Origin of the sequence: Brooklawnia propionicigenes (assembly GCF_030297015.1) — a bacterium.
GTDB lineage: Bacteria > Actinomycetota > Actinomycetes > Propionibacteriales > Propionibacteriaceae > Brooklawnia > Brooklawnia propionicigenes.
The window spans coordinates 1770746-1785931 of the sequence record NZ_AP028056.1 but is presented as its reverse complement, the minus strand read 5'-3'; the positions used below and the strand labels follow the sequence as shown (position 1 = coordinate 1785931).

The 15186-nt window shown below is 71.0% G+C and carries 16 protein-coding genes; 9 read left to right on the top strand and 7 right to left on the bottom strand.

Going from position 1 to position 15186, the window contains the following annotated elements; genetic code table 11:
• Window positions 1-68 precede the first annotated feature (68 nt).
• The 3 genes from QUE25_RS08065 (at window position 69) to QUE25_RS08055 (ending at window position 3994) form a co-directional block, all read left to right on the top strand.
• A complete protein-coding gene (locus QUE25_RS08065) occupies window positions 69-2477 on the top strand; it encodes an ATP-binding protein (protein WP_286268521.1) in 2409 nt (802 codons plus the stop codon).
• Window positions 2474-3151: a response regulator gene (locus QUE25_RS08060; protein ID WP_286263841.1), complete on the top strand. Its 678-nt coding sequence runs from the start codon at window positions 2474-2476 to the stop codon at window positions 3149-3151. The genes QUE25_RS08065 and QUE25_RS08060 overlap by 4 nt, the downstream gene beginning before the upstream one ends.
• Before the next feature lie 78 nt (window positions 3152-3229).
• The gene (locus QUE25_RS08055; RefSeq protein WP_286263838.1) at window positions 3230-3994 is read left to right on the top strand and encodes a DUF4118 domain-containing protein; all 765 of its coding nucleotides are present in this window, start codon (window positions 3230-3232) and stop codon (window positions 3992-3994) included.
• Window positions 3995-4260: 266 nt separating this feature from the next.
• On the opposite strand, the gene QUE25_RS08050 is transcribed toward QUE25_RS08055, so the two are convergent.
• The 7 genes from QUE25_RS08050 to QUE25_RS08020 all read right to left on the bottom strand — a co-directional run bounded on the left by QUE25_RS08050 (window position 4261) and on the right by QUE25_RS08020 (window position 8632).
• Window positions 4261-5883, bottom strand: coding sequence for an FAD-dependent oxidoreductase (locus tag QUE25_RS08050; protein ID WP_286263836.1), 1623 nt, complete (start codon window positions 5881-5883; stop codon window positions 4261-4263).
• Between the two features lie 64 nt (window positions 5884-5947).
• Window positions 5948-6280 (bottom strand): metal-sensitive transcriptional regulator, encoded by a 333-nt coding sequence (locus tag QUE25_RS08045; protein WP_425332694.1) that lies wholly within the window; start codon window positions 6278-6280, stop codon window positions 5948-5950.
• A 30-nt stretch (window positions 6281-6310) separates the two neighbouring features.
• On the bottom strand, window positions 6311-7057 hold the full coding sequence (locus QUE25_RS08040; RefSeq protein WP_286263835.1) for a ferritin-like domain-containing protein: 747 nt from the start codon (window positions 7055-7057) through the stop codon (window positions 6311-6313).
• A 108-nt stretch (window positions 7058-7165) separates the two neighbouring features.
• Entirely contained in the window at window positions 7166-7615 is a 450-nt protein-coding gene (locus tag QUE25_RS08035; RefSeq protein ID WP_286263834.1) for a hypothetical protein, read from the bottom strand.
• Window positions 7615-7986: a thioredoxin family protein gene (locus tag QUE25_RS08030; protein WP_286263833.1), complete on the bottom strand. Its 372-nt coding sequence runs from the start codon at window positions 7984-7986 to the stop codon at window positions 7615-7617. The genes QUE25_RS08035 and QUE25_RS08030 overlap by 1 nt, the downstream gene beginning before the upstream one ends.
• A 32-nt stretch (window positions 7987-8018) precedes the next feature.
• Window positions 8019-8453, bottom strand: a complete 435-nt coding sequence (locus tag QUE25_RS08025; protein WP_286263832.1) for a rhodanese-like domain-containing protein — start codon at window positions 8451-8453, stop codon at window positions 8019-8021.
• On the bottom strand, window positions 8450-8632 hold the full coding sequence (locus QUE25_RS08020) for a hypothetical protein (protein WP_286263831.1): 183 nt from the start codon (window positions 8630-8632) through the stop codon (window positions 8450-8452). The genes QUE25_RS08025 and QUE25_RS08020 overlap by 4 nt, the downstream gene beginning before the upstream one ends.
• A 100-nt stretch (window positions 8633-8732) precedes the next feature.
• Here QUE25_RS08020 and QUE25_RS08015 point away from each other — a divergent pair, with 100 nt between their 5' ends.
• From QUE25_RS08015 to QUE25_RS07990, 6 genes are all read left to right on the top strand, one after another.
• Window positions 8733-9437 carry a response regulator transcription factor gene (locus QUE25_RS08015; protein ID WP_286263828.1) on the top strand — a complete coding sequence of 235 codons (705 nt, stop codon included), beginning with the start codon at window positions 8733-8735 and terminating at the stop codon, window positions 9435-9437.
• The gene (locus QUE25_RS08010) at window positions 9434-10576 is read left to right on the top strand and encodes a sensor histidine kinase (RefSeq protein WP_286263826.1); all 1143 of its coding nucleotides are present in this window, start codon (window positions 9434-9436) and stop codon (window positions 10574-10576) included. The genes QUE25_RS08015 and QUE25_RS08010 overlap by 4 nt, the downstream gene beginning before the upstream one ends.
• A gap of 77 nt (window positions 10577-10653) precedes the next feature.
• Entirely contained in the window at window positions 10654-12642 is a 1989-nt protein-coding gene (locus tag QUE25_RS08005) for a winged helix-turn-helix domain-containing protein (RefSeq protein WP_286263824.1), read from the top strand.
• A 24-nt stretch (window positions 12643-12666) separates the two neighbouring features.
• On the top strand, window positions 12667-13011 hold the full coding sequence (locus QUE25_RS08000; RefSeq protein ID WP_286263822.1) for a hypothetical protein: 345 nt from the start codon (window positions 12667-12669) through the stop codon (window positions 13009-13011).
• Window positions 13012-13028: 17 nt separating this feature from the next.
• A complete protein-coding gene (locus QUE25_RS07995; RefSeq protein WP_286263820.1) occupies window positions 13029-14753 on the top strand; it encodes a glycoside hydrolase family 3 protein in 1725 nt (574 codons plus the stop codon).
• On the top strand, window positions 14723-15154 hold the full coding sequence (locus tag QUE25_RS07990) for a HoxN/HupN/NixA family nickel/cobalt transporter (RefSeq protein WP_286263818.1): 432 nt from the start codon (window positions 14723-14725) through the stop codon (window positions 15152-15154). The genes QUE25_RS07995 and QUE25_RS07990 overlap by 31 nt, the downstream gene beginning before the upstream one ends.
• Window positions 15155-15186 lie beyond the last annotated feature (32 nt).

The window sequence follows — 15186 nt, the reverse complement described above, 5'->3', positions numbered from 1 at the left end:
GCCTCTCTCGTGTTTCGATACCCCGTGGGGTGTCGGGGTGCCCCTGACGACGGTCGAAAACTAGGCCACTGGCGCCGTGCGAGTGCCACGGAAGGCCGCACACGGAGGGACTCCTCACTGGCCTCGAGGTCGTGCCGCGCCGCCGCAGCGAGTACCAGGGCACCGTTCTTGACGACATGGACATCGATGCCGTCCTGTCCCGTCGACCCCAGGTCGCCCTCGTCGACGAACTCGCGCACACCAACATCCCGGGATCGCGCAACGAGAAACGCTGGCAGGACATCCACGAGTTGCTCGACGCCGGGATCGACGTCATCTCCACCGTCAACATCCAGCACCTGGAGTCGCTCAACGATGCCGTCACCGCGATCACGGGCATCGTCCAGCAGGAGACGGTCCCCGACGAGGTCGTCCGCGCCGCCGACCAGATCGACCTCGTCGACATGTCCCCGGAGGCGCTTCGCCGGCGGATGGCCCACGGCAACGTGTACAGGCCCGAGAAGGTGGACGCTGCCCTCGCCAACTACTTCCGGGTCGGGAACCTGTCCGCGCTGCGGGAGCTGGCGCTGCTGTGGCTGGCCGAGAAGGTTGACGCCGGTCTGGAGGGATACCGGGCTACCCACGGCATCACCGAGCAGTGGCCGACCCGCGAGCGGGTGGTGGTGGCTTTGTCCGGCGGCCCTGAGGGTGAAGCACTGTTGCGTCGGGGCGCCCGGATCGCATCCCGGCTGGCGGGCGGGTTGCTTCTCGCCGTGCTCGTCTCGCGCACCGACGGCCTGGCCAACGCCCCGCTCAGCCAGGTCGCCGAGCTGCGACGCCTCACCGAGGAACTGGGCGGGGAGTTCCACACGGTGACCGGCGACGACGCCGCGCACGCCGTCCTCGACTTCGCGCGGGCGGTCAACGCGACCCAGGTGCTCGTCGGTGCACCACGCCTCCCGCTGTGGCAGCGAGGATTCGCCAAGAGCATGGCGGAGAAGATCATCGCCGACGCCGGCGACATCGACGTGCATGTCGTGCCGCACCCGTCCGCAACCGGCAGGGCTTTCCTACGCCGGCGGGTGCCACGGACGTTGCCCCGGCGCCGGGTCTGGGCCGGGACGGTCACAGCGCTCATCCTGCCCCCACTGCTCACCTGGCTGCTGCTGGCCGACCCCTACACCTCCGAGCTCCCCCTGGACATCCCGATCTTCCTGCTCGTGACCGTGGTGGTGGCGCTGATCGGCGGGATGGTTCCCGCCGTTGTGGCGGCCGTCATCTCCTCGCTGCTGCTCAACTGGTTCTTCGTGGAGCCGGTCGGCACGCTGACCGTCGCCAACCCGGAGAACACCATCGCCCTGGTGGTGTTCGTGCTGGTCGGGGTTCTGGTCGCGCTGATCGTGCACCGCAACGCCGCCCGGAGGGCGGAGGCGCAGGAGGCGCAGCGCGAATCCGCGGCGCTGGTCGAGCTGTCGCATTCGTTGCTGGGGGCGACCGACCAGATCCCGCTGCTCTTGCAGCGGGCGGTCGACATGTTCGGGGTCCAGGCCGCGGCGATCATCCACCGCCCAGCCATCGGTGTGCCCGAAGTGGTCGCCTCCGTCGGCGCGTTCGACCCGATCGCCACCGCCGACCACGAGGACGCCGACACCACCCACGAACTCGCCCTCCAGCCAGCCGGTCTGGCCGCTGACCAGCGTCGACTCTTCGACGCTTTCGCTGCGCACGCCGGGGCCATCCTGCAGCGGCACGAACTGCAGCGGTCCGCCACGTCGGCGTCCCGTCTCGTCCGGGACAACGAGGCCCGCACGGCGCTGCTGTCCGCCGTCTCGCACGACCTGCGGACGCCGCTGGCCGGCATCAAGGCCGCGATCGGAAGCCTCCGCTCCAGCGAGATGCGCTGGTCCAAGGAGGACGAGGACGAGCTGAAGGCAGCCATCGAGGAGTCCGTGGACAGGCTCGAACTCCTTGTGGCCAACCTGCTCGACATGTCGCGGCTGCAGACCGGCGCCCTGGTCGCGCACCCCACCGTGACCGACCTCGGCGAGGTCATTCCCGCGACACTGAAGACACTGTCCGAGCCGGGAAGGGCAACCTGGCGGATCGACCCGGACGCTCGGACCGCACTGGCCGACGCAGGACTGCTCGACCGGGTGCTCGGCAACATCGCCGAGAATGCCATCCGTTACCAGCCGAACGACAGCCCGGTCACCGTGCACGCCAGCCGCGTGGCCGACCGGGTCGAGATTAGGGTCGTCGACACCGGACCGGGGCTGCCGCTGGAGGAACACGAACGGATCTTCCAGCCGTTCCAGCGTCATGGCGACGCCCCGCGGGGCGACGGGGTCGGCCTCGGGCTCGCCGTAGCGCGTGGGCTGACCGAAGCGATGGGCGGGCAGGTGGGCGCGGAACCGACACCAGGGGGCGGGTTGACGCTGGTCGTCACCCTGCCCGCCGGGGCCAAGGAGGACCGACCCGAGGACGGAGCCGAGGAGTGACCCGCATCCTGGTCGTCGACGACGACTCCGTCCTCCAGCGCACGCTGCGCATCAACCTCCGCGCCCGAGGCCACGAGGTCCTGCTCGCAGGCACCGGCGAACAAGCCCTGCACCTGTTCTCCGCCCAGCCTCCTGACCTTGTCGTCCTCGACCTCGGCCTGCCCGATCTCGACGGCGTCGAGGTGCTCCGGCGCCTGCGTAAGCGCTCAGCGATCCCCGTGATCGTGCTGTCCGCCCGGCAACAGGCAGACGACAAGGTCGAGGCCCTCGACGAGGGCGCCGACGACTACGTCAGCAAGCCGTTCAGCATCGACGAGCTCATGGCCAGAGTGCGGGTCGCCCTCCGCCGCGGACCCGCCGAGGCCGAGGCGCCGCAGACCTTCGCGTCCGGCGGACTCATCCTCGACTTCGGCGCCCACACCGCAACTCTCAATGGAGCCACCGTTCACCTGACCCCGACCGAATGGCGGCTCCTCGCTGAGCTCGCCAGGCATCTGGGCCGGGTCGTGCCGCACGAGGAACTCCTGAAGGCTGTGTGGGGACCCAACTACGGCGGCGAGCACCACTACCTGAGGGTGTTCGCCAACCAGATCCGGCGCAAGATCGAGGCGGACCCCGCCCAACCCCGACACCTCATCAACGAGCCCGGCCTGGGGTACCGCCTCGTCCCCTGAGCGTGACGCCCAAACCTTGACGGAACCTTGACCACCCGGGGCCTTCTGCCTTCTCGGTCGACGTGGTTGCGTGGAGGTATGGAACTGGCGTGGTACCGCGAGCACCGGATGATCGTCCGTCTGCTCGCCGTGGTCATACCACTGCTCGCGGCCGCGGGGCTGTACCTCATCCCCGACGTTGTCGCGAAGAGCGCCGCCGCGCTCGTCCTGGTCCTGATCGTCGTCGCCGCCGCCTCGACCGGCGACCGGTTGTCCGGAATGATTGCCGCAGTGTCGGCGGCGGTGGGTTTCGACTTCTTCCTCATCCAGCCGTACCTCACCCTGCGGATCGACAGCGCGGAGGACGTCGAACTGGCGGTCCTGCTCCTGCTGGTCGGCGGCGCCGTCAGCGAGCTCGCCTCCTGGGGGATCCGGCAGAGCGCTTCCGCGACCGAGCAGAGTGGATTCGTCCGCGGAGCTCTGGAGTCCGCCGCCCTCGCGGCGGGCAGCGCCGACGAAGCCGATGCCCTTCCTCGCATCGCCGAGGCGATCGGGAAAGTGCTCCGCATCGAGGGCATCACCTTCGAGTACGGCGACCACGACGCCGGGGCGGGCGTCATCCAGCCCGACGGCACCCTGCGCTACCAGGGCAAGGTCCTCGATGTGGCGCTCGCCGGGCTGCCTCACCATCCCTACGCCTACACAGCCCTCCCGGTGGCGCGGAACGGGGGCCAGGTCGGCTACTTCAAGATCTCAACACCCAACCAGGACATCCGCCCCACCCGGGAGCAGCTCCAGGTCGCCGTCCTGCTGGCCGGGCAGTGGAGCCTCCGCGTCCAAGCCCCGAGAGCACGCGGCCACTAGGCCTCGGTGGGGCTGGATCCGCGCGACCGCAGGGTGATGGTGGCGCACCCTTGGCGCGGGGGTCCGGGTGCCTCTCCGCAGAGTGGGCGCGAGTTCGTCCTGACGCCGCGAAACCGTCCACCTTGTGGTGGGCGGGGGTGCGGCTGCAGACAAGGTGGACGCCAGCGCGCGGAGACGACACCCAGATGTCCACCTTGCGGGCGGTAGCCGGGGCGTCAGCCACCGGCCTTCGGGCTACGGCTCCCGCGATTCAGCCGGCGGGTCGATCAGACCCTGGCCCAGGTGCGGTAGCCGCCGTCGAGGTTCCGGGCGCGCCGGCCGTGCTGGGCGAGCGTCCGCGCCGCGAGGTAGCCACGCAGCCCGACCTGGCAGTGCACGAGGACGTCTGCTCCCACCTCGTCGAGGCGGGCGCGGAGCTCGTCGACCGGGATGTTGATCGCACCGTCGACCGTGCCCCGCGCGTACTCGCCCGGGGTCCGGACGTCGATCAGCTGCACGCCCTTGGCCAGCTCGGCGTCGAGCTCGTGCCACTGGACGGTCTCGGTGAGGCCGTCGCGGAGGTTCTCGGCGATGAAGCCCAGCATGTTCACCGGGTCCTTCGCCGAGCCGAACTGGGGTGCGTAGCTCAGTTCGAGGTCGGCCAGATCGGACGCGGTGAGCCCGCCCCGCATGGCGGTGGCGATCACGTCGATGCGCTTGTCGACGCCGGCACCGCCGACGCCCTGGGCGCCCAGGATCGCGTCGGTCGCGGCGTCGACCACGAGCTTCAGGCTCATGCCCTCGGCGCCGGGGTAGTAGCCGGCGTGGTTGGCGGGATGGGTGTGGATGACCCGGACGGAGCGCCCGGCAGCGACCGCTCGCTTCTCGGTCCAGCCCGTGGCGGCGGCGACGATCCCGAACGCGCCGACGATGGCCGTGCCCAGCACTGGCCGGCTGGCGACGCTGCGACCCGCGATGACGTCGGCGACCAGCCGTCCGTGCCGGTTCGCGGGCCCCGCCAGCGGGACCAGCGCCTCGTTGCCGGTGACCGCGTCCCGTTTCACCACGGCGTCGCCGACGGCGAAGATGGACGGGTCGGAGGTGCGCTGGTGCTCGTCGACGAGGATGCCGCCCCGAGCGCCCAGTTCCAGGCCCGCGGCCTCGGCGAGCCCGGTCTCGGGCCGGACGCCGATCGCGGCCACCACCAGCGAGGCGGGCAGCGTGTCACCGGTGGACAAGACGACGGAGTCGGCACCCACCTCAGTGACGGACGCACCGGTCAGCACGCGCACACCGTGCCGGGCCAGGTGCTTCTCGACCAGCGCGGCCAGCTCCACGTCCAAGGGGGCCAGGAGCTGGTCGGCGAGCTCGACGATCGTGACCTTAAGTCCGCGCTCGGTCAGGTTCTCGGCCAGTTCCACGCCGATGAAGCCGCCACCCATGATCACCGCGGTGGGCTCGGGCCCGGACGCGGCGGCATCGACCGCCGCGGCCATCTTGTCGGTGTCGCCGATGTTGCGCAGGGTCAGGGCCCGCGAGGCCCCGGGGATCGGCGGGACGAACGGGGCGGCGCCGGGCGCCAGCACGAGGGCGTCGTAGTCCTCGAAGTACTGCTCGCCGGTGGCCAGGCTGCGGACCGTGACCGACTTCGCCGCCCGGTCGATCGAGATCACCTCGGAATCGACCCGCACGTCGATCCCGAAGCGGGCCTTGAGGCTGGATGGGGTCTGCAGCAGGAGCGCGTTGCGGTCGGTGATCACGTCACCGATGTAGTAGGGCAACCCGCAGTTCGCGAAGGAGACGTGGCCGGAGCGCTCCAGCACCACGATCTCCGCGCTCTCGTCGAGCCGCCGCAGCCTCGTCGCCGCGGACATGCCGCCGGCAACACCACCAATGATCACCGTCTTCACGGTTCCTGATCCTATACCCCGGGGGGTATGGATGTCACATCGTGCAAAGGATGCCCCGGCGGCTTCAGGCCAGCGAGAGGAACAGTCTCTCCACGGCGGCGGTGTCCAGGTGCTCGCTGTCCGGATCCTGGGTGAGGCACTGCTTGAGACTGGCCGCGATCACGGCGAACCCGACGCGGTCGAGCGCCTTGGAGACCGCGGCCAGCTGGGTGACGATGTCGCCGCAGTCCCGGCCCTCCTCGAGCATCCGGATCACGCCGCCGAGTTGGCCCTGGGCGCGCTTGAGCCGGTTCAGCACGCCGCTCTGCTCGTCGGGGTCGAATTGGATCGGGGTTGCGGCGGGGCCGGCCTGCGCGGGTACTGGCACGGCGCTCCCCGTGGGCGCTTCCTTCTTCATCCGAACTCCTTCGAGATACCCCCTAGGGTATCACCGGAGGTGTCGATCCGCGCTACCGGTCGGGTCCGTCCTCACCGGAGGGGGCACGTGGCGGGCCGGTCGGCGCCCTGCGCGCCCCGGCCGACGCCAGTTCCGGCCCTGGCTGCCGCCGCTGGCACCAGAGCGGCCGTTCTGCAGGCCCTGGCCGTTACGGACGCCGACGACCTTGCCGTCCCTGGCGGCGGCGAAAGCGGCCAGGTGGTTCTCCGAGCCGCGCAGGAGATTGGTCAGGACAGCCTGCACGTCGGTCCGGGTGGTCTGGCTGATCGCGGCCTTGAGGTCGGCGATGTCCTGCTTTTCGACGGTGATGCCAGCCTCATAGGCCTTGGCCAGGGACTCGCTGCCGCTGGCCAGGAGCCGGTCGTAGAGGGCCTGCAGCGCCGGCTCGGTGTAACTCCCGGCCTCCTTGCCCGCAGCGGGGTCAGTCAGCGCGTAGCGGGTCAGCAGCGCCCCCATCGCGTCGAAGTGGGCCTGCTCGCTGCGGGCGACGTTCACGAACGGCGCGACCTGGCCGTGCTTGTCTCCGAGCGCCGTGTAGAGGTCGCGGGCGAGCCGTTCCTCTTCACGCATGTGGGTCAGCGTGTCGGTGAGGGTCGCGTCGGCGGTGGCGGTGGTGGCCGCCGGAGTCGGGACGGGGCTCGGGGTGGGGGCCGCCTGGACGGTGGTCGCCCAGCCGACGGTCAGTACGCCAGCCGCGGTGAACGCGACCGCCGTGCGGGTCTTCCAGGTGGTCTTCATGACGCCTCTTCCTGTGGTTGGTCTCCCTGATGGGATCCACGCTAGGAGTCGCCCATGAAGCCAGTTCGCCCCCGGAGGTGAAGCTTGAGTGAAGCGTTCCGCCCGGAGTCAGGAGCAGGTGGAGGTGCCTGACAGCCGCTGCCACAGCCCGAGCCCTAGGACGCCGAGGGCGAGCGCGCCGCCGAAAGGGTCGGTGGCCTGGTGCAGGAGCACTGCGGCGCCGGGCACGAGCAGGCCGGCCAGGGCCGAACAGGCTGCGCCCGGCGCGCGCTTCGCGCCACGCAACGGCAGGTAGGTCGCCAGGATCAGGGCCGCGACCACGGCCATGGCGGCGAGGAGCAGGTTCACCGTCAGGTCGGCGGGATCGCCGGAGTAGGCCGCGCGGTAGGTGAGGAAGAGCAGCGGGCCCGCCACCGCCATGACCACGGTGTGGCGAGGCAGCCAGCCCTTCCGCAGCGAGGTGTTCCCGGGTTCGGCGACCGGCGGGACCGCGAGGAGGCTGGGGATCCTGCCGCCGGGGCCGAGCAGCGGCGGTTCGCCGCTGCCCTCGCCCGGCATCAGACTCCCGCGCTCTGCCGGGCGGCGAGTTCCGCCCGGATGGCGTCCATGTCGAGGGCCTCCACCTGCTCGATGAGCCGGTCGAGGTCGGCCGCGCGCAGTGCTCCGGGCTCGCTGTAGAGCAGGATCCCGTCACGGAAAGCCATCAGGGTGGGGATCGAGCTGATCCCGGCGGCCTGGGCGAGCCCCCGCTCCGCCTCGGTGTCGACCTTGCCGAACACGATGTCCCCGTGCTTGTCCGAGGCGGCCTCGAAGGTAGGGGCGAATGAACGGCACGGTCCGCACCAGGCGGCCCAGAAGTCGACCAGGACGATCGGGTTGCCGGTCACCGTGGCCTCGAAGTCGGCAGCGGTGAGGTTCGTCGTGGGCATTTCGGTTCTCCTGTGTTGGCGGGGGTTCGGGATCAGTCGGTGACTACCTGGCCGCCGGCCGACTGCCAGGCGCCGATGCCCCCGGCGAGGTCGAAGAGGTTGCTGAAGCCGGACTGCTGCATGACGGCCATCGCCGCCTTGGAGCGGCTCCCGCTGCGGCAGTAGACCGCGTAGTTCCGGTCCGGGTCCAGCGCGGCCAGGGCCTGCGCGAAGTCGGCCGACTGCACGTCGGCGTTCACGGCTCCCTCGAGGTGCCCGGCGGCGAACTCGGCCGGGGTGCGCACGTCAAGCAGGATGGTGTCGGGCAGCTTGGCCGCGGCCGCGAACTCGGCCGGCTGCAGGCTGCTGCCGGCCGCGGGGGCGGCGGCTGCGGTGGGTCCGGCGGTCGTGGTCAGTGAGCCGGCGGCGCACCCGCCGAGCAGGAGGGACGTGGCCAGCAGCGCGGCGGCCAGGCCCGCGCGCTTCATCGGCCGAAGATCCTGAACAGCCCGGAGTTGGCCTTCACCGTCGGCTGTGCCGACGAAGCGGACTGGGAGTGGCCGCACCACTGGCCAGCTGGCACCCTGGCCTTGACCTGCGCGATGTGCTGACCGCAGCCCGACCAGGTGGTCTTGCCGCAGGTGCTACAGGTGACGGGGCTACACATCAGGAAATCTCCTTCGTTGACGATGCGGCCAATATACCCCGGGGGGTATGATCATGCAAAGCGAAGCGCGGGGAGCCGGGTGTTCCGAATGGGGCGGCGAGTGCTCATCGTCGACGACGAGCCGCAGATCCGGGCGGTCCTGCGGGCCTACCTCGAAGCCGACGGGTTCGAGGTGGCCGAGGTCGGGACCGGCACCGAAGCCTTGCGGGAACTGGACCGCGCGGGGGAGCCACCGTTCGCGGTGGTGCTGCTGGACATCGGGCTGCCCGACCTCGGCGGGCTGGAAGTGCTGCAGGCCATCCGGGCCGTCTCCGGGGTGTATGTGATCCTCGTCACCGCCCGCTCCGAAGAGGTCGACAAGCTGGTCGGGCTGAGCGTGGGGGCGGACGACTACATCACGAAGCCGTTCAGCCCGCGGGAGGTGGTCGCCCGCGTGAAGGTGGTGCTCCGGCGTGCCGGCGACCGCTCCGGCGGGGATGCCCGCCCCCCGGAAGCGGTTCTGGCCTTCGACGGGCTGGTGATCGACCGCGAGCGGCGCGAGATCCACAACAGCGTGGGCCCGGTCACCCTGTCGGCCCTGGAGTTCGACCTCCTCGTGGCGCTCGCCGCCGCGCCCGGCCGGGTGTTCTCGCGGGCCCAGTTGCTGCAGGAGGTGTGGGGCTACGACTTCTACGGTGACGAGCGGGTGGTCGACGTGCACATCCGCGGCATGCGGGCGGCGCTCGGCGATGACGCCGCCCGGCCCGAGATCATCGGCACCGTCCGCGGCGTCGGCTACAAGTTCCTGCTGCGGCCCGCGCCATGAACCGGCTGTCCTCGCGCCTCGTGCTCTCCCACGTCCTGGTCGCGGTCCTCGGTGCACTGGCCACCTTCCTGATCGTCCGGCAGCTGGCGCCGGCCCTGTTCGACGAGACCCTGCGCCGCACCCAGACGGGGGGACCGCGCGGGCCCGGCTCCGGCCCGGGCCCCAACGCGGGCCTGCGCGAGCAGTTCGCCACCGCGGTCGACCAGGCGCTGCTCACCGGCGCCCTGATCGGCGCCGGGGTGGCCGCGCTCGTCGGCATCCTCGCGGCGTGGCGGCTGATCCGTCCGCTGGGCAGCCTGCGCAGGGCCACGCGCCAGATCGCCGAAGGCCGGTACGACACGACGGTGGCGGTACCGAAGGAGGCCGAGCTGGCCGACCTCGCCAACGACGTCAACAGCCTGGGCCGCAGCCTCGCCGAGACCGAGGCGCGTCGGGTCCGTCTGTTGGGCGAGGTGGCCCATGAGCTGCGCACGCCGCTCACCGTGATCGACGGCTACGTCGAGGGCATGCTCGACCAGGTGCTGCCCACCGACGCCGGGTCGCTGGGGCAGGTGCTGGACGAGAGCCGCAGGCTGCGCCGCCTCGCCGACGACCTGTCGGCGCTCTCCCGAGCCGAGGAGGGACGGCTCGAGCTCAAGCGCGGGACGGCCGACGTCCGGCCGGTGGTCGCGGCCGCTGCGGAACGGTTGCGCCCGCAGGCGCAGGACGCGGGCCTCACGCTCCGGGTGGACTGTGGCGCCGTCCCCCTGGTCGCCGACATCGATGCCGACCGGATCAGCCAGGTGGTCACCAACCTGGTCGGCAACGCGATCCGGGCCACCCCCGCCGGCGGCTCGGTGGCGGTGGCCTGTACCGGCGCGGACGCCTGGGTGGTGCTCGAGGTGGCCGACACCGGCGAGGGGCTGGCTCCGGCCGACCTGGACCGGGTCTTCGAGCGGTTCTACCGCGTGCCGGGTCGAGCCGGCGCCGGGCAGGACTCCGGCACCGGGATCGGGCTGACCATCTCCCGCGAGATCATCCGTGGGCATGGCGGAGACCTCGTCGCGGCCAGTGCCGGGCCCGGCGCCGGCGCGGTGTTCACCGCGCGCCTCCCCCGGATCGCCGGAGCCTCCGGGCCGGCTGTTCCCGCAACTGCCTGACCGAGTCCCTGCGCAGCGATCTCCCCCCGCCCAAAGTGCCGACCGGCGGCTCCGACACCAGCCGCTACGCTGTGGGGATGGCTCTGGGCGCCAAGGTCCGCGTGCCACCCCCGCGTCGGGAACTGCTCGACCGCACCCGGCTCGCCAACCCGCTGCTCAGGCCCGACCACCTGCCGAGACTGGTGCTGATCGCGGCGCCCCCCGGCTTCGGCAAGACCACCCTGCTCACCCAGTGGCTCGCCCAGCTCACCGGGGCCCGGGGGCACCCCGGAGAGCCGCCGCGGATCGCCTGGGTGTCGCTGGATGAGTCCGACACCGACGCGCGCCGGTTCGTCGCCGACCTGGTCGAGTCGCTGGCCGCCGGGGGCAGCGCGAGCGTCGCCGAGGCCCTGGCCCTCCTCGCCGCCGGCCGGCCGGTACCCGCCGAGCAGGTGCTGGCCACCGTGGTCAACGGGCTGGACGTCGAGGGCACGACCGTGATCGCCCTGGACGACTTCCACCGCGCGGCCGGCCCGGAAGTGCACGAGGCTCTCGCCTTCCTGCTGGAGAACCTGCCGCCGCAGGTGGTGGTGGCCATGACCACCCGGGCCGACCCCCAGCTCCCGCTGGCCCGGATGCGGAGCCGGGGCGAACTGGTTGAGGTCCGGGCCGCCGACCTGCGCTTCACCACCGAGGAGTCGGCCGGGTTCCTGCGCGCGGTGATGGACCTGGACCTGGACCAGGCGCAGGTCGAGGCCCTGGAGGCACGCACCGAGGGGTGGGTGGCCGGCCTGCAACTGGCCGCCCTCTCGGTACGCCCGCGCGTCTCCTCCCCAGCGGCAGTGGACGACTTCATCCGGGCCTTCGGCGGCAGCCACCGCTTCGTCCTGGACTACCTGGTCGAAGAGGTGCTCAACGCCCAGCCGGCCGGCGTCCGGGAGTTCCTGCTGCTCACCTCGGTGCTGGAGCGGATGACCGGGACGCTGTGCGACGCGGTCACCGGGTCATCGGACGGGCAGCAGCGGCTGGAACAGCTCGAGTCCGCCCAGGTCTTCGTCACCGCGCTGGACACGGAGCGCCGCTGGTTCCGCTACCACCAGCTGTTCGCCGAGGCCCTGCGGGCCCGGCTCAGCGCCGAGTGGCCGGACCGGGTGGCCGCCCTCCACCTCGCCGCCAGCCGCGGCTACGCTTCGCTCGGGCTCCTCGAGGACGCCCTGGACCAGGCCGCGCTGGCGGACGACCCGGAGTGGTTCGCCGACCTGGTCGAGTGCGCGCTGCCCGGCACCCGGAAGCGGCGCGGCGACCGCCAGCTGCTGGGCTGGATCAGCGTCCTGCCCGACGACCTCGTCCGGCGCCGTCCCGTGCTGGCGACCACCAGGGCGGCGCCCGGGCAAGGTGTGGCAACTCGTTGTGGGTCGGGGGGCAGCCTCGATGTACTCGGGTCAACGAGCGTCGAGGACCAGGAGACCAACGTGAGCAGCGAAGCCACCGCCAACCAGCCGGGCCGTGCGTACCCGGCCCAGCCGCAGGTCCCGGAGGCAGCGCGGGCGCTGGTCGAGTTCGTGCCGACCAAGGACTTCTTCGTGGGCATCGACTCCGACGGCTGCGCCATGGACGCCATGGACATCAAGCACCAGGAGTGTTTCACCCCCTGCTACATCAAGTACTGGGACCTCCAGCCCATCTCCACGATCGCGCGGGAGACCGCCATCTTCGTGAACCTGGGCTCGGTGACCCGGGGCCTGAACCGCTGGCTCGCCCTCCGCCAGTTGCTCGACCTGCTGCGCGACCGGGCCGACGTCGCAGAGCGCGGGGTCACCATTCCGGAGTACCCGGAGCTGACCGACTTCATCGAGTCGCCCTACCCCCTGTCGGACTCGGGCATCGCCGCCTGGGCTGCGGCCAACCCGTCGGCCACCGCCGAGCGGATGATCGCCTGGGGCAATGCCGTCAACGCCTCGATCGCCGCCATGGTGCACGGCTGCGGCCCCTTCCCCGGCGTGCGCGAGGCGATGCACGCCATGTACGGCCACGTCGACGAGATCACGGTCTCGGCCACGCCGATGGAGGCCCTGCGCCGGGAGTGAGCCGAGCACGGGCTCGCCCGGTACATGCGGGTGATCGCGGGCCAGGAGATGGGCAGCAAGGCCGAACACGTCCAGTACGCGGCCAGCGGCAAGTACCCCGCCAACCACATCCTGCTCGTCGGGGACGCTCCGGGCGACCGGGAGGCCGCGGCCCGCGCGGGCTGCCTGTACTACCCGATCCTGCCCGGGCAGGAGCGGGAGTCCTGGCACCGGTTCACCGCCGAGGCGCTGCCCAGGTTCCTCAGCGAGGACTTCGCCGGGGCCTACCAGGAGTCCCTGATCGAGGAGTTCAACGCCAAGCTCCCCGACGTGGTGCCGTGGGAGACCGTCTCCGGCATCCGCACCGTCACCATGCCGACCGTCAAGTGAAGAAGGAACCACCGACCATGCCCGCACTCGTCGACCTCACCGCCGCGCCGTACCAGCTGGACCCCGACCAGATCTCCTGGGTCGAGGAGACCCTCGAGTCGATGACCCTGGACGAGCAGGTCGGCCAGCTGTTCACCAACCTCTTCTTCTTCGGCGCCGACAGCTTCTCCGGCAACTCGCTCACCGCAGAGGAGATCATCGAGAAGTACCACATCGGGATCGCCCGCTACCACGGCGGGACGGCGGCCCAGGTCCAGGACCTGCTGAACCGGCTGCAGTCGGCCGCCCGCATCCCGCTGCTGATCGCCGCCAACTGCGACTCCGGCGGCAACGGCGCCATGAACGACGGCACCTACGTGGCGTCCGGGGCGCAGACCGAGGCGTCCGGGTCGACCGCTGTCGCCCACGACGCCGGCTACGTGTCGGGACGGGAGATGCGTGCGATCGGGGCCAACCTGAACTTCGACCCCTGCGTCGACATCCTGTTCAACTGGCGCAACACCATCGTCAACACCCGCGCCTACGGCACCAACGCCGCGGACGTGATCAAGTACACGATCCCGTTCGTGGAGGGCCAGCGGGAGTCGGGGATCCTGAGCTGCATCAAGCACTGGCCGGGCGACGGCACCGAGGAACGCGACCAGCACCTCGTGCTGGGCGTGAACGAACTGCGGCCGGAGGAGTGGGAGGCGAGCTTCGGCGAGGTCTACCGGGCCCACATCGCGAACGGCGTGGAGATGATCATGGCCGGCCACATCGCGCTGCCCCACTACCAGAAGGAGCTCAACCCAGCCCTGACCGACGCCGACATCCTGCCCGCCACGCTCGCGCCCGAGCTGATCAACGGGCTGCTGAAGGACCGGCTGGGCTTCAACGGCGCGGTCATCACCGACGCCAGCCACATGCTCGGCATGACCTCGGCGATGCGCCGCGAGGACTACGTGCCGGCCGCGATCGCTGCCGGCTGCGACGCCTTCCTGTTCTTCAACGACCTGGCCGAGGACTTCGGCTTCATGAAGGCCGGCGTCGAGAAGGGCGTGATCAGCAAGGAGCGCCTGGACGACGCCAACCGCCGCATCCTGGGGCTCAAGGCGAAGCTGAACCTGCACCGGGCCGCGGCCCAGGGCACCCTGCTGCGCACCCCGGAGGACCTGGCCGTAGTGGGCTGCGCCGAGCACCTGGCGATGCGCGCGAACGCGGCCGACCTGGGCATCACGCTGGTGAAGAACACCCTCGACCAGTTGCCGCTGAACCCGCGCGACCACCGCCGCATCCGGATCTACCACCTCACCGGGGAAGTGGGCGGGATCACCGGCGGCGGTGAGGCGGAAATGCTCAACACCTACATCGCCGCACTGACCGAGCGGGGCTACGAGGTGACGGTCAACGACGGCACCACCCGGGTGAAGGGCCCGACGCTGCGGTACCGCGAGGAAGTGGACGCGGCGCTGATCCTGGCCGAGGTGATCGGGTACGGCGCCCAGAACAACTACCGGATCCAGTGGAAGACCGCGATGAGCAACGAGTGCCCGTGGTACGTGTGGGAAGTACCCACCTTCATGGTGAGCCACAACTTCACCACGCACCTGCATGACGCCACCATGGTCAAGTGCTACGTCAACGCCTACCACCCGAACGAGGCCAACGTCCGGGCGACCCTGGACAAGCTGGAGGGCCGCAGCGAGTTCAAGGGCACGCCGAACGAGCTGGTGTGGACCCAGAAGTGGCAGGCGAAGCTCTGAGGGCTGCCGTCCACCCGGCCGACTGGCGGCCGATCGCCGGCATGGCCGGCTGCATCGTGCTGCTGCACCTGGTCGGCTGGGGCGTGCTGGCCACCGCGGCCCCGACGGCCTCGCCCGCCGGGGCCAGCGAGGTCCTCGGGCTCGGCCTCGGCCTGACCGCCTACACCCTCGGGATGCGGCACGCGTTCGACGCCGACCACATCGCCGCGATCGACAACACCACCCGCAAGCAGCTCGCCGAGGGTGGCCGGCCGCTGTCGGTCGGGTTCTGGTTCTCCCTCGGGCACTCCACGGTGGTGTTCGTGCTGGTGGTCCTGCTCGCTCTGGGCGTGCGGTCCCTGGCCGGCCAGCTGAGTGACGAGTCCTCCCTGCTGCAGCAGGTGTGCGGGTCTCGAGGTTGAGGGGTTATGAGGGGGGTCGGAAGGGCTTGTCG